This is a genomic window from Pyxidicoccus caerfyrddinensis (assembly GCF_010894405.1).
In the GTDB taxonomy this organism is placed as follows: Bacteria; Myxococcota; Myxococcia; order Myxococcales; family Myxococcaceae; genus Myxococcus; species Myxococcus caerfyrddinensis.
This window is the reverse complement of record NZ_JAAIYA010000021.1, coordinates 1-22,132: the sequence shown is the minus strand read 5'-3', so window position 1 is coordinate 22,132 and position 22,132 is coordinate 1. Positions and strand designations below refer to the sequence as shown.

The 22,132-nt window shown below is 69.6% G+C and carries 20 protein-coding genes; 14 read left to right on the top strand and 6 right to left on the bottom strand.

Annotated elements, in window-relative coordinates:
* Positions 1-182 precede the first annotated feature (182 nt).
* Both truB and G4D86_RS37430 read left to right on the top strand, forming a co-directional pair.
* Entirely contained in the window at positions 183-1,076 is an 894-nt protein-coding gene (truB, locus tag G4D86_RS37435; protein WP_163999082.1) for a tRNA pseudouridine(55) synthase TruB, read from the top strand.
* A gap of 275 nt (positions 1,077-1,351) precedes the next feature.
* Positions 1,352-2,971, top strand: coding sequence for a hypothetical protein (locus tag G4D86_RS37430; RefSeq protein ID WP_163999080.1), 1,620 nt, complete (start codon positions 1,352-1,354; stop codon positions 2,969-2,971).
* A 233-nt stretch (positions 2,972-3,204) separates the two neighbouring features.
* On the opposite strand, the gene tkt is transcribed toward G4D86_RS37430, so the two are convergent.
* The 3 genes from tkt to G4D86_RS37415 all read right to left on the bottom strand — a co-directional run bounded on the left by tkt (position 3,205) and on the right by G4D86_RS37415 (position 7,492).
* Positions 3,205-5,268: a transketolase gene (gene tkt, locus G4D86_RS37425; RefSeq protein ID WP_163999078.1), complete on the bottom strand. Its 2,064-nt coding sequence runs from the start codon at positions 5,266-5,268 to the stop codon at positions 3,205-3,207.
* A 155-nt stretch (positions 5,269-5,423) separates the two neighbouring features.
* The gene (locus G4D86_RS37420; protein WP_163999076.1) at positions 5,424-6,629 is read right to left on the bottom strand and encodes a vWA domain-containing protein; all 1,206 of its coding nucleotides are present in this window, start codon (positions 6,627-6,629) and stop codon (positions 5,424-5,426) included.
* Between the two features lie 14 nt (positions 6,630-6,643).
* The gene (locus G4D86_RS37415; RefSeq protein WP_163999074.1) at positions 6,644-7,492 is read right to left on the bottom strand and encodes an AAA family ATPase; all 849 of its coding nucleotides are present in this window, start codon (positions 7,490-7,492) and stop codon (positions 6,644-6,646) included.
* Between the two features lie 236 nt (positions 7,493-7,728).
* Here G4D86_RS37415 and G4D86_RS37410 point away from each other — a divergent pair, with 236 nt between their 5' ends.
* The 3 genes from G4D86_RS37410 (at position 7,729) to G4D86_RS37400 (ending at position 9,450) form a co-directional block, all read left to right on the top strand.
* Complete coding sequence (locus G4D86_RS37410; protein ID WP_163999072.1) at positions 7,729-7,902, top strand: hypothetical protein; 174 nt, start codon at positions 7,729-7,731, stop codon at positions 7,900-7,902.
* A gap of 127 nt (positions 7,903-8,029) precedes the next feature.
* Positions 8,030-8,665 (top strand): vegetative protein, encoded by a 636-nt coding sequence (locus tag G4D86_RS37405; RefSeq protein ID WP_163999069.1) that lies wholly within the window; start codon positions 8,030-8,032, stop codon positions 8,663-8,665.
* A 266-nt stretch (positions 8,666-8,931) separates the two neighbouring features.
* Positions 8,932-9,450 carry a hypothetical protein gene (locus G4D86_RS37400; RefSeq protein ID WP_163999067.1) on the top strand — a complete coding sequence of 173 codons (519 nt, stop codon included), beginning with the start codon at positions 8,932-8,934 and terminating at the stop codon, positions 9,448-9,450.
* Positions 9,451-9,607: 157 nt separating this feature from the next.
* On the opposite strand, the gene G4D86_RS37395 is transcribed toward G4D86_RS37400, so the two are convergent.
* Positions 9,608-11,302, bottom strand: a complete 1,695-nt coding sequence (locus tag G4D86_RS37395) for an MASE1 domain-containing protein (RefSeq protein ID WP_163999065.1) — start codon at positions 11,300-11,302, stop codon at positions 9,608-9,610.
* 535 nt (positions 11,303-11,837) lie between these two features.
* Between G4D86_RS37395 and G4D86_RS37390 the strand changes: the two genes are divergently transcribed.
* From G4D86_RS37390 to G4D86_RS37375, 4 genes are all read left to right on the top strand, one after another.
* Positions 11,838-12,950, top strand: coding sequence for a 3-oxoacyl-ACP synthase III family protein (locus G4D86_RS37390; RefSeq protein WP_163999063.1), 1,113 nt, complete (start codon positions 11,838-11,840; stop codon positions 12,948-12,950).
* Positions 12,947-13,564, top strand: coding sequence for a DUF2378 family protein (locus tag G4D86_RS37385; protein WP_163999061.1), 618 nt, complete (start codon positions 12,947-12,949; stop codon positions 13,562-13,564). Before G4D86_RS37390 ends, G4D86_RS37385 begins: the two co-directional genes overlap by 4 nt.
* Before the next feature lie 209 nt (positions 13,565-13,773).
* Positions 13,774-14,403, top strand: a complete 630-nt coding sequence (locus tag G4D86_RS37380; RefSeq protein ID WP_163999060.1) for a hypothetical protein — start codon at positions 13,774-13,776, stop codon at positions 14,401-14,403.
* A 75-nt stretch (positions 14,404-14,478) separates the two neighbouring features.
* Positions 14,479-15,942 carry a hypothetical protein gene (locus G4D86_RS37375; RefSeq protein WP_240360680.1) on the top strand — a complete coding sequence of 488 codons (1,464 nt, stop codon included), beginning with the start codon at positions 14,479-14,481 and terminating at the stop codon, positions 15,940-15,942.
* An 18-nt stretch (positions 15,943-15,960) separates the two neighbouring features.
* Here the strand turns inward: G4D86_RS37375 and G4D86_RS37370 are convergent, their stop codons facing one another.
* Entirely contained in the window at positions 15,961-16,614 is a 654-nt protein-coding gene (locus G4D86_RS37370; RefSeq protein WP_240360679.1) for a hypothetical protein, read from the bottom strand.
* Between the two features lie 89 nt (positions 16,615-16,703).
* On the opposite strand from G4D86_RS37370, the gene G4D86_RS37365 reads away from it, so the two are divergent.
* Together G4D86_RS37365 and G4D86_RS37360 are read left to right on the top strand one after the other, a co-directional pair.
* Positions 16,704-17,165, top strand: a complete 462-nt coding sequence (locus G4D86_RS37365) for a MarR family winged helix-turn-helix transcriptional regulator (protein ID WP_163999058.1) — start codon at positions 16,704-16,706, stop codon at positions 17,163-17,165.
* Complete coding sequence (locus G4D86_RS37360; protein ID WP_163999056.1) at positions 17,162-17,587, top strand: hypothetical protein; 426 nt, start codon at positions 17,162-17,164, stop codon at positions 17,585-17,587. Before G4D86_RS37365 ends, G4D86_RS37360 begins: the two co-directional genes overlap by 4 nt.
* 1 nt (position 17,588) lies before the next feature.
* Here the strand turns inward: G4D86_RS37360 and G4D86_RS37355 are convergent, their stop codons facing one another.
* A complete protein-coding gene (locus G4D86_RS37355; protein WP_163999054.1) occupies positions 17,589-18,071 on the bottom strand; it encodes a nuclear transport factor 2 family protein in 483 nt (160 codons plus the stop codon).
* Between the two features lie 158 nt (positions 18,072-18,229).
* Here G4D86_RS37355 and G4D86_RS37350 point away from each other — a divergent pair, with 158 nt between their 5' ends.
* The 3 genes from G4D86_RS37350 (at position 18,230) to G4D86_RS37340 (ending at position 20,998) form a co-directional block, all read left to right on the top strand.
* The gene (locus G4D86_RS37350) at positions 18,230-19,591 is read left to right on the top strand and encodes a hypothetical protein (RefSeq protein WP_163999052.1); all 1,362 of its coding nucleotides are present in this window, start codon (positions 18,230-18,232) and stop codon (positions 19,589-19,591) included.
* A 145-nt stretch (positions 19,592-19,736) separates the two neighbouring features.
* Positions 19,737-20,246 (top strand): peptide deformylase, encoded by a 510-nt coding sequence (def, locus tag G4D86_RS37345; protein ID WP_163999050.1) that lies wholly within the window; start codon positions 19,737-19,739, stop codon positions 20,244-20,246.
* A 23-nt stretch (positions 20,247-20,269) separates the two neighbouring features.
* On the top strand, positions 20,270-20,998 hold the full coding sequence (locus tag G4D86_RS37340; RefSeq protein ID WP_163999048.1) for a sterol desaturase family protein: 729 nt from the start codon (positions 20,270-20,272) through the stop codon (positions 20,996-20,998).
* The last annotated feature ends 1,134 nt before the right edge of the window (positions 20,999-22,132 follow it).

Genomic DNA, 22,132 nt, shown 5'->3' with positions numbered 1-22,132 from the left:
GGGCCCTTCGTCCTCACAAAGGGCATGTTGGCCGGGGCGCTCCGCCTCGCGTCCGCCCCGCCCGGCAGCCAGCAGGCGCGGAAGGAACGTTCATTCCGCCTCGCGTCCGCCCCGCCCGGCCGCCGGCAGGAGCGGAAGGAACGTTCATTCCGCGAGCCCTCCGCCCGGAGGGAGGTGGTCGCATGACTCCCGGCATCTATCGCGTCCACAAGCCGGTGGGCCCCACGAGCTTCTCGGTGGTGCAGTCGTTCCTGGAGGAGACGCGGGCGAAGCCGGGCAAGCGCGTGCCGGTGTGCCATGGCGGGACGCTGGACCCGTTCGCGGAAGGGCTGTTGCTTGTGCTGGTGGGCGGGGCCACGCGGCTGTTCGAGCTGCTCCACGCCGTGCCCAAGACGTACGAGGCCGACGTGGTGTGGGGCACGGAGACGGACACCGGAGACCTGCACGGAAAGCCGGTGCATCAAGGTGGCACGTCCACGCTGACGCCCGAGCTGCTGGACGCAACGCTCGCGCGCTTCGTGGGCTGGCAGGAGCAGGTGCCACCGGCGACGAGCGCGAAGAAGGTGGGAGGAGAGCCCGCCTACCGAAAGGCCCACCGGGGCGAGGTGGTGGAGCTGCCACCGTCCCGCGTGTACCTGCACCAGGCGCGCTGGCTCTCCCACGCACTGCCGCATTCGAGCCGGCTGCTGCTGACCTGCCGAGGCGGCTACTACGTGCGCTCCCTCGCAAGGGACATGGGCCAGGTGCTCGGCTGTGGCGCGCACCTGTCGGCCCTGAAGCGCACCGCGATAGGCCCATGGGAAGACCCACCGCCAGGGCAGCGAGTCGGCATGCACGGACGCGAGCTTCTTCCCTGGAGCCGCGCACGCCTGCTGACGGACCACGAGGTCGGCGAGCTGCGCCGCGAGCGAGGCATCCCCATGGAAGCCACCCAGCCCCCGGACTGGAGGCTGCCGCCAGGCTTCCCCGACCCGGAGGCGCCGGTGCGAGGCTTCCATCAAGGCCGGCTCACCTTCCTCCTCCGCGAGCGAGACGGCGCGCTCTGGAGTGAGATGGAGCTTCGCGGAGGGCTGTGATGTCCCTGGACCTCGACATCCAGGAGCATGGCTTCAAGCACGTCCCGGACACTGGCGCGGATCCGGTGACTCCCGTCACCACCCCCCGACTCCGGGGTGATGACAGGTGTCACCGGTGGTGACTGTTGTCACCACCCCCTCGCGGCCTCCGGGACACACCCCCGCGCGTCCAACCCCCTGAAAAGACGATGAAGTAAAGGTGAGGCCACGGGGGCAGGTGTGTGGCACGCTGCGCGCAATGGGGATGGTCACCACGCTCCAACACGGAGATCCAAATGACCACCCGAATCCCCACGAACCTCGTTGTCCCGGCCGTCCGCGGCTCTGTCACCAGCACCACGCAGGCGCTCACGAAGCCCACCACGGAGCCGGTGAAGACGGCCCTCCCGGAGCCCCGCCAGGGCATCGTCGCCGGCGGCTGCTTCCCGCCCGACCACGGCCACTTCCCGCAGCTGCCGCACCACCCGCACCCGCTGCCGCACTTCCCGGGCGGCCACCTGCCGCACCACCCGCACCCGCTCCCGCACCACCCGTCGCCGTTCCCCTTCCCGCAGCCCTCGCCGTTCCCGCACCACCCCGGGCCGTTCCCCTTCCCGCCGCCGTCGCCGTTCCCCGGTGGCCACTGCGGCACGCCGGTGCCGACGAAGCCGACCGGCTGCTGGCAGCCGCTGGACCTGGGCGCGCTGGCGGAGCTGAACAAGCTGGACCAGACGAAGGGCCCCGTCAGCGCCGAGGAGATGGCGGACGCCATCAAGAACGGCACGGCGGACCTGGACGGCCAGGCGGCCTCGGGTGAGTACCGCGCCTTCTCCGAGTGGGCGCAGAAGAACTCCGACCGCCTCACGCCCGAGGCGAAGCAGGTGATGGACATCTACTCCAAGTACGCGGCCCAGTCGCAGGCGCGCGGCGAGACGGGCATCTCCCAGGCGGACAACGCGAAGATGCTCGCGGAGATGGCCAAGGTCGGTGACCAGGGTGCGAAGCGCGCGCTGGCGAAGCTGGACAAGCTGCCCGCGCCCATCTCCGGCCGCGACATGGCCCGCGCCATCGAGAGCGGCGCGAAGGACAAGGACGGCAACACCAAGGCCGAGCTCGACGCCTTCCGCGACTGGGCGAAGAAGAACAGCGCGAAGCTGTCTCCCGAGGCGAAGGACGTGCTGAACGTCTTCGGGCAGCACGCGGCGAAGTCGCTGGCGACCGGCAACAAGGACATCTCCCGCGCCGAGTGGGCCGAGATGAAGAAGGAGTTCCGCGAGGTGGGCGGTGACGCCAGCGCGCGCAAGGCCCTGGCGAAGCTGGACAAGGAGCACGGCTCCATCTCCGGCGAGGACATGCTGGACGCCATCAAGGAGGGCGTGTCCGACACGGATGGCCACTCCACCACGTCCGAGCTGCGCGAGTTCCAGAACTGGGCCAGCAAGAACAAGGACCGCCTCACGCCCGAGGCGAAGCAGGTGCTCGCCACCTACGAGAAGTACGCCAAGAGCGCGGGCGCGGCGGGTCTGTCGCAGGGCCAGTTCGACAAGATGGTGAAGGACGCGGGCCAGTTCAAGACGTTCCGCGACGACTCCATGCGCAACGCCCTGGAGAAGCTGGACGTGAAGAACGGCCGCATCTCCGGGAAGGACCTGACGGCGGCCATCAAGGAGGGCGTGGCCGACCACGACGGCCAGGCGGCGGGTGTGGAGTTCGCGGACCTGCAGAAGTGGGTGCGCGACAACTACAGCCGGCTCGGGCCGGACGCGCGCAAGGTGCTCGACATCTACGAGAAGTACGCCACGAAGGCGATGGCCTCGGGCAGCACGGGCATCGCGAACTCGGACTTCCAGCGGATGCTGCGCGAGATGAGCCGCGTGGGTGAGCCGGTGCACCGCCCCACGCACATCGTGGCCTGAGTTTCCTGGCGGACTCACGTCGCGGGAACCCGGCGGGGGCCGGGATGCGGGGGGCCGCAAGTCCCGCGGCGTGAGCGAGTCAGGAGTTGTGATTGGGGGGATTCGAGAGGTGCCCGGGCTGTCGGGGGGCGGGACACCTTGTTGCTTCAGCATCATGAAATGCGAGGGCCCCGGACCGTTGGGGGACGGTCCGGGGCCCTTCTTTCATCAGCGCCTGTCCGCGGAGCGCGGGCCTACGAGCGGGCCTTCACCTTGGCGATGGTGTCCTTGGACACCTGCACCACGTTGTCCACGGTGAAGCCGAACTTCTGCTGCAGGTCCTTGATGGGGGCGGACGCGCCGAAGCTGCGCATGGCGATGACGTTGCCGGCGTGGCCCACCCAGCGCTCCCAGCCGAAGGCGGCGGCCTTCTCCACCGCGACGCGGGCCTTCACGCTCGGAGGCAGCACGCTGTCCTGGTACTCCTGGGGCTGCTGCTCGAACAGCTCCCACGAGGGCAGGCTCACCACGCGGGCCTTGATGCCCTGGGCCTTGAGCTTCTCGTAGGCGTCCACGCACAGCGACACCTCGCTGCCGGTGCCGATGAGGATGACCTCCGGCTTGCCGCCCTCCGCATCCACCAGCACGTAGCCGCCGCGCTTCACGCCGGACGCCGCGCCGAACTTCGAGCGGTCGAACGTGGGCACCGGCTGCCGCGTGAGCACGAGCACCACCGGGTGCTTGCGCTGCTCGCCAATCACGCGCCACGCCTCCACCACCTCGTTCGCGTCACCGGGGCGCATCACGATGATGCCCGGAATCGCGCGCAAGCTGGCGAGCTGCTCCACCGGCTGGTGCGTGGGCCCGTCCTCGCCCAGGCCAATGGAGTCGTGCGTGAAGATGTGCAGCGCGGGCAGCTCCATCAGCGCGGACAGGCGGATGGCGGGGCGCTGGTAGTCACTGAAGATGAGGAACGTGGCGCCGTAGCCGCGCAGCTTGCTCAGGCACAGGCCGTTGACGATGGAGCCCATCGCGTGCTCGCGCACGCCGAAGTGGATGTTGCGGCCGGAGTACTCCCCGGGCTTCATCGACTCGGAGCCGGTGATGTACGTCTTCGTGGAAGGATTCAGGTCCGCCGAGCCGCCCACCATCCACGGGTAGTGCTTCGCGACGGCGTTGAGCACCTTGCCGCTGGACTCGCGGGTGGCCATGCCCTTGGCGTCGGCGGGGAACGTCGGCAGCTCCGAGTCCCAGCCCTGGGGCGGGTCGCGGCGCTGCATGCGCTCCAGCTGGTCCGCCAGGTCGGGGAACTGCTTGCGGTACTCCTCGAAGCGCTGCATCCACTCGGTGCGCAGCTGCTTGCCGCGGTTGCCCATGCGCTCCTGGAAGCGCTCGCGCACGCCGTCGGGGACGAGGAACTTCGCGTCTTCGGGCCAGCCGTAGTTGCGCTTGGCGCCCTTGATTTCCTCCTCGCCCAGCGGCTCGCCGTGGGCCTTCGCGGAGCCCTGGAGCTTGGGTGCGCCGAAGGCAATCTGCGTCGTCACGATGATGAGCGTCGGCTTGCCACGCAGCGTCTTGAAGGTGCGCAGGGCCTCGCCCATGACGGTGAGGTCGTTGGCGTCGGGCACGCGGATGACGCGCCAGCCGTAGCCCTCGAAGCGGCGGCCCACGTCCTCGGTGAAGGCGAGGTCGGTGCTGCCGTCGATGGAGATGTGGTTGGAGTCGTAGATCCAGCAGAGGTTGGGCAGCTGGAGGTGGCCGGCGACGGAGGCGGCCTCGGAGGCGACGCCCTCCATCAAGTCTCCGTCACCGCAGATGGCGTAGACGTCGTAGCTGAACATCTCGAAGCCGGGGCGGTTGAAGTGCCCGGAGAGCCACCGGCTGGCGATGGCCATGCCCACGCTGTTGGAGACGCCCTGGCCCAGGGGGCCGGTGGTGGTCTCCACGCCGCTGGTCCACCGGTACTCGGGGTGGCCGGGGGTGGCGGAGTCGAGCTGGCGGAACTTCTTGATGTCGTCGAGCGAGACGGTGGGCGCGTCCTCGACGGTGTATTCCCGGGTGACGCGCTTCACCCCGGAGAGGTGGAGCAGCGCGTACAGCAGCATGGAGGCGTGGCCGTTGGAGAGGATGAACCTGTCGCGGTCCGGCCAGATGGGGTGGGACGGGTCATAGCGCAGCTCCTGCTGCCAGAGCTGATACGCCACGGGGGCCAGGGACATGGGAGCCCCCGGGTGGCCCGAGTGGGCCTGCTGCACCGCATCCATGGCCAGGGTGCGGATGGTGTTGATGGCCAGCACGTCCTGCTTGTCGGTCGTCATGGGTGTCCTCGCGTTCCCGCTCGCGTGCGGCGCACCATGCCGTAACCGACGCCAGAACGCCGCACGAAACGCGAGCCCGCCCACCCGGCCGTCCGGCAGTCCACGGGGCACGGGGAATTCCTGCCCCGTGGGGCAGGGGAATGCACCCCGCCGCTCTACCTCCGTGCCGCCACGCCCTTCACGGTGCGCCCGCGCGTCAGGTGCGTGACGGCCTCGCCCAGGCCCTCCACGGTGAGGGGGAACATGGGGAAGACGCGGGCCAGGACGGAAATCGTGCCCGAGCGCCACGTGCCCATCGGCTCGGGGTTGAGCCACACGTTGCGCTCGAAGTGCTGCGCGAGCTGCATCATCCACGTCAGGCCTTCCAGCCCGTCCGCCTTGTAATGCCCGTCCGCGTCGGTGCGGATGGACAGCTCGTACGGGGCCATGGAGGCGTCGCCCACCATGACCAGCTTGTGGTGCCGGCCCACCTGCGCGGTCAGCTCCGGCACCGTCATGCCGCCGGTGAGCTGGGGCGTGGCGTAGAGCTTTCCGTAGACGCAGTTGTGGAAGTAATAGATGCGCAGTTCCTTGAAGTGCGTCGCGTGGCTCGCCGCGCTGAACAGCCGGCTCATCACCGCGGCGTACGGGTCCATGGAGCCGCCCACGTCCATGGCCAGCACCACGCGCGTGTTGGGCCGGCGCGGCGGGCGCACCACCACCTCCAGCTCGCCCGCGTTCTTCGCGGTGGCGGCGATGGACTCGTCCACGTCCAGCTCGTCCGGAGCGCCGTCGCGAGCAAAGGCCCGCAGCTTGCGCAGCGCCACCGCGAGCTGCCGCGTGTCCAGCACCAGGTCATCGCGATAGCCCGCGTACTTCCGCGCGCCCGCCTGCATCAGCGCCGCGCCCTGCCGGCCACCCTTGCCGCCCACGCGGATGCCCTCGCGAGCGAAGCCGCCATTGCCGAAGGGAGACGTGCCCCCGGTGCCAATCCACCGGTTGCCGCCGTCATGGCGCTCCTGCTGCTCGCGCAGGCGCTCCTCGAACATCCGGCGAATCTCCTCCGGGTCCAGTTGCTCCAGCAGCGCCAGCTCCTCGGGGCTCAAGTCCTGCCGCTCGCGAGCCTCCTCCAGCCAGGACAAGAGCTCCTGCGTCAGCTCCAGGCCCGCCGTTTCCACGCCCTTGAAGTGCGCGAGGAACGCCTGGTCGAACGTGTCGAGCTGCGTCTCCGAGTGCACCAGGAGCGCGCGCGCCACATGGTAGAAGCCGTCCAGGCTGCTGTCGTGCAGGCCCGCCTGGAGCGCCCCCGCGAGCGCGAGTGCCTCCTGCGCGCCGACCTTCACGCCGCGCCTGCGCAGCTCGTAGAAGAATGGCAGGAACATGGCGCCTCCCTCTCTCAGGCCCGGGGACGGCGGCCGCGCCCGAAGGCCTCCGCCACGGAGACCAGGTCCTGCTCCTTCTTCAGCAGGGCGCCCAGGAAGGGCAGGTTCTCATCCAGCTTCAGGTCGGTGACGCCCTGGGACTTGAGCACCGCAATCCAGTCGATGAGCTCGCTGGTGGAGGGCCGCTTGCGCAGGCGGGTGAAGGCGCGCAGCTCGTAGAAGACCTTCAGCGCCTGCTCGGTGAGCGTGGCCTCCAGCCCGGGGTGGTGCACGGCGACGATGCGGCGCATGAGCTCCGCGTCAGGGAAGTCGATGAAGTGGAAGACGCAGCGGCGCAGGAAGGCGTCCGGCAGCTCCTTCTCGTTGTTGGACGTAATCACCACCACGGGGCGGTGCTTCGCGGCCACCTCGTCGCCCGTTTCGGTGACGCGGAAGCGCATCCGGTCCAGCTCGTGGAGCAAATCGTTGGGGAACTCGAGGTCCGCCTTGTCGACCTCGTCGATGAGGAGGACGACGCGCTCGGGGGCGGAGAACGCCTCGCCCAGCGGGCCCATCTTGATGTAGCGGCGGATGTCTCGCACGTCGCCGTCGCCGAAGCGCGAGTCATACAGGCGCTGCACGGTGTCGTAGACGTAGAGGCCGTCCTGCGCGCGGGTGGTGCTCTTCACGTGCCAGGTGAGCAGCCGCTGGCCCAGGGACTGGGCAATGGCCTCGGCCAGCAGCGTCTTGCCCGTCCCGGGCTCCCCCTTCACGAGCAGCGGTCGCTGGAGCGTCAACGCGCAGTTGACGGCAGCCTGGAGGCCCTCGTTGGTCAGGTAGGAATCGGTGCCTCGGAAGCGGACGGGGTTGGGAACCGGAGTCATGTCCCGCCTCCTTTAACATCCACGCCGCCGCCGCGGGGGGCCGCCTGCCGCCCGGCCCGGGCACCGGGCTCCCGAGGGCCTTCTCCGAGCCTCGCCAGGGGGCGTCCTGCCCTCTCGGGCACGTCAGACCGAACCCGTAGGCTCGTACGTAAGAAGGAAGCGGCCTGATGGCGTTTTCCAAGGAAACCCATCAGGCGCGTTCTGGAGTCGGGCAGGTTCTTTCCTGGGAGGCGGTCGTGGGTCACCCGTTCGTTCCGACACTGTTGCTCGTGTGGGCACTCTCCATGGCGCTGCGCGCCTGTGGCGTGACGGCCGCGACCCTGCCGCCCGAGCGTCCGGCGGCGCACCCCGCGGACTCGATGACGGAGACCCGGCCCGTGGCTCCGAAGGCCCCCAGCGTTCGGGGCTGAGGGCGTTGCTCCTGTCACAGCCCGACCGGGCGGGATGTGTATGGCTTCGCCCGCTGGTCAACCGTTGACGTGAGGTCTGCAATGGATTTCACGCCCGAGACATGGGTCGGCGTGTATCCTGTGGGCAATGGACCTTGCGAAAGCCCTTGGGGAACTCTTCCGGCTCGAGCTTCAGGCGAAGCTCGCCCCGTTGCAGACAGCGGTGCGGCGCATGGAGGACGGCCTGGAGGCCCTGGAACTGCTGCGCTCGGCGACGTTCCGCCTGGCGCCGCTGACCAGTCGCCTTGGCGCGATGGCGGGAGTGCGGACGCCGTCGGCGGTGCCGGAGCTCGCGGCGATTCGGGTCGCGGCGAAGGCGAAGGCGAAGAAGGGCGCGGCGAAGCGCGGCCGGCCGCCGGGCTCCGGAGCCGCGGGCCGGGCCGCCCTGGCGAAGGCGCCGGCGGCGGTGAAGCGCGCGCGAGTGGAAGAGGGCACGCGGGCCTGCGCCGTCATGGGCTGCAAGCGTCCGAGCCGCTCGAAGGGCTACTGCTCGGCGCACTACCAGAAGCTGCGGCTGCTGATGCGCACCAACCGCCGGCCGGCCGAGTGGGTGGACGACGCGAAGCCGCAGTCCGTGCGTGAGGTGAAGCTGCCGCGCGGGCGTGCCGCGAGCAAGGCGCTCCAGGCGGCCACGCCGAAGACGCCGCCCAAGGCCGCCGAGCCGCCCAAGCCCAAGGCGTGGGTGCGCAAGAAGGGCAAGGGCGACAGGGTGTCCCTGCACTGAGGCGCCGCCGTGCCGTGAGCGCTGCCCACCGGGGGTGAGGCAGCGCGTCGCGCCGGCCACGTCCCTGCGGTGGTGCTGGACCTGGAGCATCCAGTCCAGGCCGTCACCCGAGGGCCGTCATCCCGTCCTGCCGGGCCGCCGAAAGTGACCTTCCGTGAAGCGGCCGGGGGAAACCCGCGTTCCTGTCCAGGCGAGCGGGCCAGATGCCGGACATCGGGGCGCGCGCCGTCGTTGACAGTGCCCGGTCAGAATGGGATTCGGGCCGCATGAGCGAGCAAGGCTATCCGGTCACCGTGGCGGTGCGGCGTCCCGATGGACGTGTGGAACAGGTGCGCGTGGGCACGGCGTTCAAGAACGCCGAGGGCTTCACGCTGAAGCTGGGAGAGATGTCGATTGGCAGCGCGCCGGACGCGGCGGCCGCGGCTCCGCGCCGTGCGGCGGCTCCGGCGGGCGGCGGCGGTGGTGGGGGCGGAGACGGAATGGTCTTCCCCAACTACGGCCGCAGCAAGGGCGCCCCGGTCTCGGGCGCGAGCATGGGCGACCTGGAGTTCTACGCCAACGGCGCGCGGCGCTCGCTGAACGACCCGAGCAAGTCGCGCTGGCACGACAAGGAGCGCCAGCTCCTGGCCGCCATCGAGGCGGAGATGGCGCGCCAGCAGGGCGGCGGTGGCGGCGGCGGCGGCGAGAGCTACGGCGGTGGTGGTGGCGGCGGCCGGGGTGGTGCCGGAGGCTTCGGGGACGACGACATCCCCCCGCCGGGCGACGACGACAACATCCCGTTCTGAGTCACGGAGTGGAACTGGCGCGTCCCTCTCCGGCTGAAGGAGGGGGACGCGGGTAGCACCGGTCCTCGCGCGGGTGTCAGCCCGTTCCCTCGGGAGTGAGGCTCCCGGGCAGGCTCCCGCGGTGCGCAACGCGCACCCCCACGAAGGTCAGCAGCCCTCACCCCGGCACGGGCACCTGTCCGGCATACGGCAGCCACACGGTGAAGGTGGTGCCCTGGCCCACGGTGCTGTGGACGGACACCTCGCCATGGTGGCTGTCGACGATGCGCCGGACGATGGCGAGCCCCAGCCCGGTGCCGCTGGCGCGCGTGGTGTAGAAGGGCTCGAAGATGCGCGCCCTCACCTCGGGGGCCATGCCGTGCCCGGTATCGGAGATGGTGAGCCGGGCATGCGGCGCGCCCGCGCGCGTGTCGGGCTCGAGCTTCGTGGTGAGGGTGCCGCCGCCGGGCATGGCCTGCATGGCATTGGTGAAGAGGTTGGTGAGCGCCACGTGGAGCAGCTGCGGGTCCACGGCGACGGGCGGCAGGCTCTCGTCAAGGGTGCGCGAGACGGTGATGTGCGAGGGGCCGGAGCGCAGGGACGCGCTCAGCGCGCCTTCCACCACGGGAGGCAGCGACTGGGGCTGCAGCCGGGGCTCCATGGGGCGCGCGAAGTCGAGCAAATCGTTGACGATGAGGTCCAGCCGCCGCACCTCCTCGTCCATGACGTCCAGCATGGTGCCCGCGGGGCCGACCAGGTTGGGGGCCAGTCGGCGCAGCGCCGCTACGGCGTTGGAGATGGCGCCCAGCGGGTTGCGCACCTCGTGGGCCACGGTGGCGCTCAGCTCTCCGAGCGCTGCCATGCGCTCGCTCCGCACCAGCTCCGCCTGCGTGGCCGCCAGCGTGCGCAGTGAGTCGCGCAGCTCCTGATTCAGGTGGCTCACCTCGTCCTGGGCGCGGCGCCGCTCGCCGAGCGCGCTGGCCAGCAGCAGTCCGGACATGCTGGCGGCGGCGAGGAACGACTGGAGGTAGGCGAGGCTGAGGTTGTGCCATGCAGCCAGGGCGAAGGGGCCGCAGCCGTGGGCGGTGTGCCAGAGGGCCACGGTGGACAGCACGGCGGTGGCCAGGGCGGAGCCGCGGACCTCGAAGCGCAGCGCGGCCCACAGCAGGAAGGGGAAGGCCAGGTACGTCATCGGGTGAAAGGCGACGGTGTCCGGGGCCGTGGGGGGCGCGGTGCGGAACACCAGGTGCGTGGCCATGCCCAGGCACACCAGCAGCGCCGCCAGCTCCCCGCCGCGCCGGAGCGTCCACCGGGCCTTTCCGCCCGTCAGCCAGGTGAGCAGCAGCGGCGCCACCACCAGGACGCCCATGGCATCGCCAATCCAGAACACGCGCCACGTGGACCAGAAGCCCTGCGGCGCCAGCTGCACGCGCGTCATCAGCAGGCCCACGCCCACGGTGGCGCCGAGCGCGCAGCTGCCGAGGGCGGCCAGCCCCACCAGCCCGAGCACGTCCCGCACCCGGTCCAGTGAGGGGCGGAAGCGCACCAGCCTGCGCAGGAGGAGGGCCCCCACCGCCGCCTCCATGAGGTTCCCCCCGGCGATGCCCAGCACGTCGGGCAACTTTGCCCACACCTCGTGGAAGGCGATGGTGCCCGTGAGCAGGGACGCCAGCAGCAGGGCGGGCCACTCGCGGTACCGGGTGAGCAGCAGCGCCGCGAGCGCCACGCCGCTCGGGGGCCACATCGCGGACACATTCTCGGGAGGGAGGACGAGCAGCCCGCCCAGCCTGGCGGACACCCCGTAGGCCACGGCGAGGAGCACGAGCCGCGCGAGCGGCCACCACCTGCGCGAGTTGAGCCTGGACGTGAGCACGCGCGCGATTCCGCCTGACTCCCGCTCCGGGGGGCCGTGCCCGGAGCCACTGCCGAGCCGCCGAGCCTTGCACGGGGCCCGCACGTCAGGAAGCGAACTGAGGGGCGGGAGCCATCCTGGCCCGGGGGAGATCCACCCGGGGCCCCTCGCCGCAATCACTCCATGTGGAAGCCGACAGGCCGCCACGTGGGAAGTCGCTACGGCTGCAGCGTCCCGAATACCCCGGTGTATCGCGGCCTCGCGAGTGAGGACCGACACCTGGGGTGAATGAGATGCCCACTGAGAGGGGAAAGCCCCTCAGGCCGTGCTTCATTCTCATCCCCTGATACTTCAATCTTGAAGTACGATGTCCATTTCAGGAAGTACGGCCATTTACCGGACCATCCGGACACAGGATGCTTCACGAGTGAATCGCCCGACAGTGCCGAATCAATGTCATTTCAATGACTTCGAAAGTGGCCTGGATCCTGCTCAACCGCATGAAGGCAGGGAATTCCTTCCATCCAGTCTGGCTGTGGAATGACGGGGCCATGAAATGACATCCAATGTCTGTGTTGTTGGAGCCGGTGCCTTCGTTCCTTCACGGATTGTGAGCAATGCGCGCATCGCGAAGGCCATCCCCGGGTGGCCGGCGGAGCGAATCGAAGAGAAGATTGGCGTCCGCGAGCGCCGCTTCCTCTGGGACATCGACGAGGTGACGGGCCGCGCGGTGCCGCCGCCGGAGAACGACGGCCACATCTACCCGGCGAACAACACGGACATGTGCGAGGTGGCGCTGAAGAAGGCGCTGGCGCAGTCCGGAGTGGCGGCGGGCGAGCTGGACGCGCTCTTCGTCGTCACCTGCACGCCGGACGCGCCGCACTTCAACCACGACGCCATGGAGCTGCACCGGCGGCTGGAGCTGCGCGAGGACGCCTTCGCGCTGCTGGTGGACGACGGCTGCGGTGGTACGCCGTACGTGCTGGACCTGGTGAAGAAGATGATGGAGGGCGGGCGCTTCCGCACGGTGGCGGTGGTGGCCTCGGCCTTCACGTCGCCGCTGGTGAACCGGGAGGTGTACACGGACGAGCTGCCTCCCGGCCCGGGGCGCAGCCGGGCGCTGCAGGGCTACCTGTCCATGTACGTCTTCGGCGACGGAGCGGGCGCGGTGGTGCTCCAGTCGAAGCCGGGCGAGGCGGGGAGCGAGGGCATCCTCGCCTCCTTCTCGGGCAATGCGCATGGGGACCTGGTCATCCGCAAGGGTGGCGGCGTGCTGAAGCTGCCGTACCAGCCGGGGCGGATGCGTCCGGCGGACATGGCCTTCGTGGTGGACGGCTTCAAGGTGGCGCGCAGCTACCCGGAGTACATGCAGAAGTGCCTGGACACGATTCTGGACCCGCGTCCGGAGATGCGTTCGCAGGTGAAGCGCTACTACTTTCACCAGCCGAACAAGCGGGTGATGGACGCCTTCGTCGACCGCGCCGGCCTGCCCCCCGAGGCGGTAGCGTGCAACGTGGACCGGTACGGCAACACCTCCGCGGCGGGGATGCTCATCCTGATGGCGGAGGACCTGGAAGCAGGGCGGGTGAAGCTGGGTGGCGGTGACCTGGTGGTGGTGGCGGCGGTGGGAGCGAACATCCACTACGGCGCGCAATTGGTGAGGCTATGACCGACAAGGGCAGACCCGTCGAAGGGCTCGATGTGAGCGTCTCCAAGGACCTGGAGACGCGGCTGGCGATGGCCACGAAGGACGACACCGCGCGCGGGCTGTTCTTCAACGGCGTGGTGGCGGCGGTGAAGGTGCTGGGCGGTGACGCGGCGGTGGAGCGCTGCCTGGCGGCGAGCGGAGAGAAGAAGTTCATCGACTTCTTCAACTACCCGGTGGCGGCGTTCCTGCGGCTGGCCTTCTCGGCGGCGCAGCTGATGGGGCCCAAGTACGGCGGCTTCAACGGGGCGCTGCGGCGCATGGGCGTGGTGGCCACGCAGGACTTCCTGTCGTCGGCGGCGGGCAAGACGCTGCTGCTGCTGGCGTCGGACAGCCCGAAGCGGCTGGTGGGCAACCTGCACGCGGGCTACCGCGCGGCGGTGAGCTACGGCGAGCGCGGCGTGACGTGGACGGGAGACAAGACGGGCGTCTTCTTCATGAAGCGCGACTTCATGCCGCCGGCCTACCACGAGGGCACGCTGCAGGCGGCCATCGAGGCGGTGGGTGGCAAGCAGGTGGAGGTCCACGGCCGGCAGACGGGGCCGCTGGACACCGAGTACACGCTGTCCTGGCAGTAGCGGCCCGCGAGGGCTCGCGGCTCCCGCCCTGAAAGGGGCGGAAGGTGGGAGGGGTTTGCCCGGAGCGTTGGGGCGGCCCTGGTGCTTGAAGGCTTCAACGTCCCACTTCCCATGAAGGGAGGGGCGGGCGCACGGGAGAGGTGTGTCCGTGCGCTGGAGGTGTCGCGGTAGGCGACTGAAACAACCCCGCGGTCCGGATGGAGAACTCCATGTCGCGTATGCAGGGTGGTGCAGTGGTGGTGCTGGGAATGCTGGCGCTGGTGTCGGTGGCCTCCGAGGCCCAGGCCGGCGAGGTGGTGTACCAGTTCCGCACGGAGGAGGACCCGGCGTCGCCTCCGGACCTGGCGGTGTGCGCGGCGGCGCCCTTCGCGGTGAATGTGCGGCTGGGCGGGAGTGTCTACGTGCCGCTGCACAGCATCCGGGATGGGCAGGTGGTGTTCGAGGGCCGCAAGCGGGTGGGCTCGGCGACGGCGTGCGTGAGGCTGACGGACTTCACCTTCCCGCCGGGGCAGCAGGTGCCCTTCTACGCGCGCTTCAACCTGCCAGACGGGAGCTTCACGGCGTCGGGCACGTGCACGCTGGTGAGCAACAACGTGCCGGAGGCGGGGCTGGTGCTGGCCGGGTGCGCGCTGAAGCTGGTGGACGTGCCGCGAGGCTTCGTGGGAGGCACGGTGTCCAGCACCAGCGTGTTCAACCCGTTCCAGCTGCCCGGGTACGCGACGGGCTCGTACTACACGCTGTACGCCTTCCGTGACGACCGCCGCCGCGACGCGCGCGAAGAGCGTGAGGAGTGGGACGAGCGGGAGGCCGCCGAGCGCACCGCCGCGGCCGAGCAGTAGGCCCAGGCTTCCGGCCCGCCGCGAAGGCGCCGGATGTGATGGGCGCACCATTCCCGCCTGTCGGTGGACCGGGTGATGATGCGCTCCATGGACCGCAAGCGGATGGAGCTCTACACGGCGCTCGGGTATCGGGCGCCAACGGCCTCACGTCTCGGGCGCAGCACGGTGTCGCAGCCCGAGGCGGAAGCGCAGGAACTGTCACCGCTCGAGCCGGAAGAGCTCGATGCGCTGCGAGCCCGCTTCCTGAGCGAGCCCGACGAAGTGCTGCACCTGGCGCGAGCGAGCCTGGGCTCGCCGATATCGGAGCTCGACTTCGCACGCGTACTCCAGGAAGCGGAGCAGGCACTCCGCGACCCGGAGGCGGCGCTCCAGGCGCTGCGGCATCCGCCGTTTCAAGCGAAGGCGTCGGTGCGGCTGCCCCCGGACTTCCGCTTCCCGCTGATGACGGACGAAATCCCCATCGACCCGTCGCGCACGAAGTTCGAGCCGGTGGCGGACCTGCGAGGCTGGCTGCTCTTCACGGGCAAGGCGTGGCTGCGAGGCGCCACCGTACCGAAGGCCCCTTTCCGCAGGCACGATAGCGAGCGCCACCCGAGCCGCTTCCGCTACCCGCTGCGCGAGCCCGCGCCCGGGAAGCCCGTGGAGCTGGCGCTGTTCTCCGACTTCGGCACGGGCGAATACCCCGCGCGCTACCTGACCCGGCAGCTACTCATGCGAGGCGAGCGCCTGGAGTACGCGGTGCACCTGGGCGGCGTGTACTACGCGGGCCGGCAGGGAGAGTTCGACGCGCACGTGGCCGAGCCGCTGGAGTCGCTCCTGCCGGTGACGACGCTGCTGACGCTGAACGCGAGCGCGGAGATGCGCTCGGGAGGCTCGCCCTACTTCCGCTACCTCGACGAGCGCCGGGGCGCCGCGAGGACCCGCCAGGTGCAGGAGGGCAGCTACTTCTGTGTCGCCTCGGAGCGCTTCCAGCTCATCGGCCTGGACACGGCGTACTTCGAGCCGGGCCGGCACCGCGACGCGGAGCTGCTGGGCTGGCTGGACACGGTGCTCGCGGAGGGACGCCAGCGGGGAGCGGTGAACATCCTGCTGAGCCACGGAGCCCCGTACCGGTACGGAGCGAAGACGACGTCGCCCCTGCTGGAAGACCTGAAGTCGCTGGTGGTGGACTCGTCCCGAGTGGACCTGTGGTGCTGGGGAAGCACACCGTACGGAGCCCTCTTCGACCGGGGCTCGGGGCTGCCCTTCGTCGGAGCGAGCCTCGGACACGGAGGCCTGCCGATACCCAGGGTTGAGCCGGGACACACCGCCCCCGCGCCCCTGCGCTTCCTGGAGTCCAACCCCCGCTTCCCCGAGTGGACGGGAGTCCGTCCGGAGCTGGGCAACAACGGCTACGGCTCGCTGCTGCTGCACGAGGACGGAGCGGTGGACCTGCGGTTCCTCGACTGGATGGGGAACCTGCGCTGCAAGGCGAGGCTGGCCCGTGAAGAGGGCCACGGCCCGTTGCTCATCCAGCACCTCGAGCTCGGAGACGCGTGAGCACGCTGCGAGCCGGAGTCACACCCGCGCGCGCGTGTACCAGGGAGCCCGCGCCGGCACGGCCATCATCCGCTGCACGTCGCGAGGCACGGGCACGGTGGTGTAGTGGAGCCGGTAGCCGCGAGGCAGCGTCTTCCAGTAGGTGACCTGCCACGGAACCAGCTCCTCGCCGCGCTTCGAAGCGTGCACGGGCTGGTTCCCATCGCCGAGCGTCTCGTGGAAGCGCACTTCCTCCTCGGCGGTTTCGAGGCTCGCGGCCTCGATGACCCAGGCGTCCGCGGCCCCGTCGGCAGTGGGCTCCTCGCCGGCGTTGACGTAGCGGCTCCAGTCGGGGCGGGCCTGCCGCTCCCAGGCGGCGCCTCCCTCGGGGGTGAGCGAATAGCCGAAATAGGAGCGGTTCCGGCGCGCGTCGATGGCGCGGGAGATCTGCTCCGGGGAGTACAGCTCCTCCAGTCCATCCGGCATCTCGTGCACGCGGATGAAGCCGCGCTCGGAGAGGAAGGACAGCCGCTCGCACAGCTCCTCGCGAGAGAAGCGCGGGTCATCCGGCATGTGCAGCGCGACGTGGGGATTCGGCTCCGCGAGCATGTGCAGGGGCGTGGGCAGCTCCATGGCGACCTCCAGGAGCCAGAGGTCCAGCACGTCCACGTTTTCGTTCTCGGGAGGCGTCATGGTCCTGAGGATAGAGCAACCCGGTCCGCCAGGTGGATTATTACGAATTCGGAACTTCCGAAATCGGAGCATGTGTTATGCAAAGGAGCATGAAGCCGCTCCGCCTCGTCCTGGACGTGCACCGCGCCACGCACCGCATCGGCCTGTTCCTCGAAGAGGCCGAGCCCCCGCTGGACGTGTCCCAGGGCGAGGCACACCTGCTGGCGTACTTGCTGGAGGTGGGAGACACCTCGCTGGGCGAGCTGCACGCGGCCTTCGCGCACAAGCGCTCCACGCTCACCAGCTACGTGGACCGGCTGGAGGCGAAGCGGCTGGTGCGCAGGGAGCTGCGGCCCGAGGACCGGCGCTCGTTCCAGGTATCGCTGACGGCGGCGGGCCGGACGCTGGCGACCCGTGTGCACCGGCACCTGGAAGCACTGGAGGCAGCAGCGCTGGAGGGGCTGTCGGCAAGGGACGTGGAGGCCCTCAAGAAGGGGCTCGCGGCCCTCGCGGAAGCGGGGGAGGCGGAGCCGCCGAAACGGAAGTCACGCACCAGGGGAGGTGGCGGATGAGCGCACCGGCGGCGAAGAAGCAGGAGCAGATGACGGACGCGGACTTCCTCGCGGCGGTGGATGCGGCCACCTATCCGGGCGCGGACTTCCGACACCGCGAGCACGTGCGGCTGGCCTGGCTGTGCCTGCGCGAGCACGGCTTCGAGTCCGGCCTGGAGCGGGTGCGCAGCCTCATCCAGCGCTACGCGGCGGCGCTCGGAGCGACGGGCAAGTACCACGAGACGCTCACCCGGGCCTGGGCGGAGCTGGTGCAGGCGGGGCTCGACGCGGCCCCGGGCCTCACGTCCTTCGACGCCTTCCTGGAGGCGAGGCCGGAGCTGACGGACTCGCGCCTCCTGGACCGGCACTACCGCAAGGAGACGCTGGACTCACCGGCGGCGCGGGCCGGCTGGGTGCCGCCGGACGTGGCGCCGCTGCGGTGACTCACGGCCCCTGGACGCCGCGCTCCTTCATGAACTTGTCCAGCGTCGCGCGAGCCTGGGAGCGGACCTTGTTCTTCAGCAGCGGGGTCCACCCGAGCAGCAGGCCCATGGGCCCGAGGGCCTGACGTGACCACGCGTGGAAGTTGAAGCGGTCGCGGTGGCGGAGAATCTTCCCGTCGCGGAACTCGAACTCGGCGTCGATGCGGTTGATGACCTTCCGGCCCGTGCCGCTGAACGTGTAGTGCGCGTCCCAGTGGGCGCGGCCGGTGCGGTCATCGGCCTGGACGTCGCGGAAGGTGAGCTCCAGGTCCTTGCCGCGCTCGCAGAGCATGGTCCACATGGAGGTGACGCCGCCGTGGCGCAGGCCGACGAAGACCTCGTCGGAGAACTCGGCGTCGGGGTGGTAGCAGGCAGCCATGGCCTTCGCGTCGCGCTTCTGGAACGCGGTGTAGAAGTCCGTGATGAGCTGGGAGTGCGGGTGCATGAGACAGGTGTAGCAGACCTGTCAGTATGAGTGCGCCAACTGTCCGGCGTTCACCTGCGGGCGGGAGGCTGCTCCGGGGGACGCTGTCAGGAGGTTGGCACGTCCTTACCTCACCCGACACAGCGCCGCATGGCGTGGCGTCGGGAGGGGTGGGGCACATGGGGAGTCCGAAGCGCGGCGGCACGGTGGGGGCGCTGCTGGCTGCGGCGGTGACGGTGATGGCGGTGCTGCCCGGAAGCGCATGGGCGCAGGTCTTCTCGCCGGCGCGCACCCTGACGACGACGGCGGCGAGCTACCAGGAGCCCCAGGTGTCCGCGCTCGGCGCAGACGTGCACGTGGCCTGGGTGGACGCGGCCACGGGGGCGGGGGACGTGTACTACCGGCGCAGCGCGGACGGCGGCGCCACCTTCGGCACGGTGCGGAACCTCAGCCAGGACGGAATCACCCCTGAGGAAGAGGCACATGACGTGCGGGTGCTCGCGCAGAGCAGCCGCGTCTACCTGACGTGGGTGGAGGGCGGCCTGCGCTTCCGCTCGAGCGATGACGGCGGCGCCACCTTCGGCCCGGTGCTGGAGCTGACGAGCTACTCCGAGGGCGGCCTGCGCCTCGCGGCCAGCGGCGACAACGTCTACATTCACTGGTACCGCTCGGCCGAGGACGAGGTGGGCGACGTCCTCTTCATCCGCAGCCCGGTGGCGGGGCACGTCTTCGCGGACCTCGACGTCCTGAGCGAGAACCGCCGCTACGGCGGCGTCGAACTGGCGGCGCGCGGGGACAACGTCTACGCGCTGTGGGACGACGGTGGCTCCAACGACGGCTCGGACCTCTTCTTCCGGCGCAGCACGGATGGCGGCGTCACCTTCGGCCCCATCCTCCGCCTCACCGACACCGACGCCGAGTCCGACCAGCAGGAGCTCGCGGTGCTGGGCAACAGCGTCTACGTGGTGTGGAGCGAGTGCGACTTCCCCACGTGCGAGGTGCGGCTGCGCAGGAGCACGGACGCGGGCGCCACCTTCGGCCCGGAGGTGAAGGTGAGCCACGCCCCGGCCACGGCCTTCGACCCGAGAGTCGTGGTGAGGGATTCGAGGGTGTTCGTGTCCTGGGTGGGCCAGACGCCCGAGCGGTACGAGTCGGACGTGTACCTCTCCATGAGCCTGGACGGGGGCGCCACCTTCGCAATGCCAGTGAACGTGAGCGCGTCGGCGGCGGACTCGCGGGACGCGCGGCTGATTCCCGCGGGCACGGGCGTCAGGCTGGTCTGGACGGAGGGCTACTTCGGCGAGCGGGACGTGTACACGCGCGCCACGGCGGGCTTCGGCCTGGCGCTGGGGGCCGCGGAGAACCTGAGCCGCACGGCGGCGGGGGACTCGGGGGAGGCGTCCATCGCCGCCTCGAGGTGTGGAACCCAGGCGCATGTGGTGTGGCTGGAGTGGGCGGAGTCGGGCAACTCGGTGCGGTACCGGCGGGCCTCGCTGCCCTTCTCGTCCCTCTACTGCGCGCTGCTCCCGGAGGCCCGCTAGCCATCCAGGGATGCGGGAGGCGGCCCGGCGCCCCGGGGGAGGGCTTGGGGGCCCGGCATTCCGGGGCCCCGGGGTGTATGCCGCTGGACCGTTGGGATGCGGAATGGCGCGGCGGCGGGCGAGCGTGCATGGCAGATTCGGGCCCATGGCTCGCGACATCGTCATCTGGCCCCACAAGGTACTCACCTCGCCCACGAAGCCCGTGACGGACTTTGGCCCCCCGCTCCAGAAGCTGCTGGAGGAGATGGCCGAGTCGATGAAGGAAGCAGAGGGCATCGGCATCGCCGCCAACCAGGTCGGCGAGCCGCTGCGCGTGGCGTTGGTGGGACGCGAGGACGGAACGTCCTTCGAAATCGTCAACCCGCAGCTGTTGGAGAAGAAGGAGCCCGTGACGATGGAGGAAGGCTGCCTCTCCGTCCCCCGGGAGTGGGAGAAGTGCCCGCGCTTCCACCGGGTGAAGGTGCGCTACCAGGACAGGACGGGCGAGTGGCACGAGGTGGAGGCGGAAGGTCGGCTCGCCCACGTGCTGCAGCACGAAATCGACCATCTGGACGGGCACGTCTTCGTGGACCACCTGTCCAGCCTCAAGCGCACGCTCATCCTGGGACGGATGCAGAAGCTCCAGAAGGCGAAGGCCCGGCAGCAGAAGGACTAGGACCGGGACACCGGGGGGAAGCCATGGCCACACACACCATTCCCGAGCGGGTGAAGACCTTCCGCGAGGAGTACCGCCGGAAGTACGTGGGCCCGCGCTACTCGGGGAGGGCGCACTTCGCCTTCACCAGCCTCGGTGCGCTGGCGGCCATCGGCTTCTCGCTCTCCCGGCTGGATGCGGTGCGGCCCCTGGAGTGGCTGACGGTGCCCGCGGTCTTCCTGCTGGGAAACGTCGTGGAGTTCCTCGGCCACCGCGGGCCCATGCACCATCGCCGCCGGGGGCTGAGGCTGCTCTTCCAGCGACACACCGAGCAGCACCACCGCTTCTTCACCCACGAGGCGCTCGCCTACGAGTCCGCGCGGGACGTGAAGATGGTGCTCTTCCCGCCCGTGCTGCTGCTCTTCTTCCTGGGGACCATCGCCACGCCGCTGGCGGCGCTGTGCTTCGCGCTCGTCACGCCGAACGTGGGCTGGCTCTTCGCGGCCTCGGCCGTGGGCTACTACCTCACCTACGAGTGGCTCCACTTCTGCCACCACCTGCCGCCCGAGCACCCCGTGGCGCGGCTGCCGCTGATGGCGCGGCTGCGGCGCCACCACCAGGCGCACCACGACCCCTCGAAGATGCAGCGGTACAACTTCAACATCACCGTGCCCTTCTCGGACTGGCTCTTCGGCACCACATGGCGGCCGGGAGCTCCCAGCGGGGTAGATCAGCCGGAGCCCTCGAGCCCCCGGGCCGGACTGGACTCCTGAGAAGGCCCGCCCGGTCGCTGTCCGAGCGGCAAACCGGGGATTTTGCTGGAGGAAGGGGCTTTCTGGGGGAGGGGGTTCACACCCCTGAAGGGGCTGCATAAATCCCCGATTGCGACGGCGTGACCTGCAGCTTCGATCATGAGGAATTGACGCCCTCGTCACGAAGCGTTAGTAACTGAACCTCCGCTCGACGCCCTGGTGCCTCTGCCGGGTGGCGAATGGGGGAAGAAAAAGGTCAACGAAGCGTGTTGACCCTGAACGCGGTGGTGGTAGAAGCCGCGCCCCCTCGAACGAACGGCTGATCTCAGCAGCTCGCCGGGGCGGACAGAAGAAATTCGAAGGTTCGACCAAATAGGTTGATCCACGGAGCGGCGGTGGTAGAAGCCGCGCCCCACTCGACGAACTCGCTGGCGGGCAGCAGCAGCCAGAAGGATTCGCCGGGAGCAGGACGGTAGAAAGAGTCAGCAAGTAGCGGTTGACTCGAAGCGCGGTGGTGGTAGAAGCCGCGCCCCTCGCACCGAAGCCCGCGCACTGGCGCGGAAGGCACTTCGGAGGCGGGACAGCAGCACCGACAGACTGAATACGGCGGTCGACGAAGCGAGTTGACAGAAGATGCGGCGGTGGTAGAAGCCGCTCCCCGACGAAAAAGAAAAGCCCGGGAAGAAGTGGAACGGGCGGTTCGGTTGGGGAAGTCAACGAAGCAGCGGTTGACAGGGACGGCGGCGAAGCGGTAGAAGCCGCGCCCCCTCGAAAGAAAACAGCGGAAGCCACTGGGCGGCGCTGAAGACTTCGAGAGGCCAAGAGGACGCAAAAGTCGAAGTTGACAACGGATGCGGACTCAAATAAAGAATGCGGCCCCGCCGGTTGGAAACGGCAGGCGGCAAGAGCAGCAACGGTAACAAAAAGTCGCGGATGGTACAAGCGACTCGGTCTTTGAAAACCAAATAGCAAGCCCAAGTAGAAGACAGATTGCGGAAACCGCAGTCAATTCTTTGACGGTGCCAGCCAGGTCGCGCTGAGAAGCGCAGCCGGCAGCACCGATATGAATCAGCGAGTCGAAAGCCCTTTAGCGGGCCGAGACTGACGCCGGTTCAATTCTTCAAAAAAATACAATTGGAGAGTTTGATCCTGGCT

What these genes read in the sequence shown, in the direction of transcription:
- G4D86_RS37385 (WP_163999061.1), top strand. Translation starts at nt 12,947, where the DNA reads ATGACCGACAAGGGCAGACCCGTCGAAGGGCTCGATGTGAGCGTCTCC.
- G4D86_RS37420 (WP_163999076.1), bottom strand. Translation starts at nt 6,629, where the DNA reads ATGTTCCTGCCATTCTTCTACGAGCTGCGCAGGCGCGGCGTGAAGGTC.
- G4D86_RS37405 (WP_163999069.1), top strand. Translation starts at nt 8,030, where the DNA reads ATGGACCTTGCGAAAGCCCTTGGGGAACTCTTCCGGCTCGAGCTTCAG.
- tkt (WP_163999078.1), bottom strand. Translation starts at nt 5,268, where the DNA reads ATGACGACCGACAAGCAGGACGTGCTGGCCATCAACACCATCCGCACC.
- G4D86_RS37380 (WP_163999060.1), top strand. Translation starts at nt 13,774, where the DNA reads ATGTCGCGTATGCAGGGTGGTGCAGTGGTGGTGCTGGGAATGCTGGCG.
- G4D86_RS37415 (WP_163999074.1), bottom strand. Translation starts at nt 7,492, where the DNA reads ATGACTCCGGTTCCCAACCCCGTCCGCTTCCGAGGCACCGATTCCTAC.
- G4D86_RS37365 (WP_163999058.1), top strand. Translation starts at nt 16,704, where the DNA reads ATGAAGCCGCTCCGCCTCGTCCTGGACGTGCACCGCGCCACGCACCGC.
- G4D86_RS37430 (WP_163999080.1), top strand. Translation starts at nt 1,352, where the DNA reads ATGACCACCCGAATCCCCACGAACCTCGTTGTCCCGGCCGTCCGCGGC.
- G4D86_RS37375 (WP_240360680.1), top strand. Translation starts at nt 14,479, where the DNA reads ATGATGCGCTCCATGGACCGCAAGCGGATGGAGCTCTACACGGCGCTC.
- G4D86_RS37340 (WP_163999048.1), top strand. Translation starts at nt 20,270, where the DNA reads ATGGCCACACACACCATTCCCGAGCGGGTGAAGACCTTCCGCGAGGAG.
- def (WP_163999050.1), top strand. Translation starts at nt 19,737, where the DNA reads ATGGCTCGCGACATCGTCATCTGGCCCCACAAGGTACTCACCTCGCCC.
- truB (WP_163999082.1), top strand. Translation starts at nt 183, where the DNA reads ATGACTCCCGGCATCTATCGCGTCCACAAGCCGGTGGGCCCCACGAGC.
- G4D86_RS37355 (WP_163999054.1), bottom strand. Translation starts at nt 18,071, where the DNA reads ATGCACCCGCACTCCCAGCTCATCACGGACTTCTACACCGCGTTCCAG.
- G4D86_RS37390 (WP_163999063.1), top strand. Translation starts at nt 11,838, where the DNA reads ATGACATCCAATGTCTGTGTTGTTGGAGCCGGTGCCTTCGTTCCTTCA.
- G4D86_RS37350 (WP_163999052.1), top strand. Translation starts at nt 18,230, where the DNA reads ATGGGGAGTCCGAAGCGCGGCGGCACGGTGGGGGCGCTGCTGGCTGCG.
- G4D86_RS37400 (WP_163999067.1), top strand. Translation starts at nt 8,932, where the DNA reads ATGAGCGAGCAAGGCTATCCGGTCACCGTGGCGGTGCGGCGTCCCGAT.
- G4D86_RS37370 (WP_240360679.1), bottom strand. Translation starts at nt 16,614, where the DNA reads ATGACGCCTCCCGAGAACGAAAACGTGGACGTGCTGGACCTCTGGCTC.
- G4D86_RS37360 (WP_163999056.1), top strand. Translation starts at nt 17,162, where the DNA reads ATGAGCGCACCGGCGGCGAAGAAGCAGGAGCAGATGACGGACGCGGAC.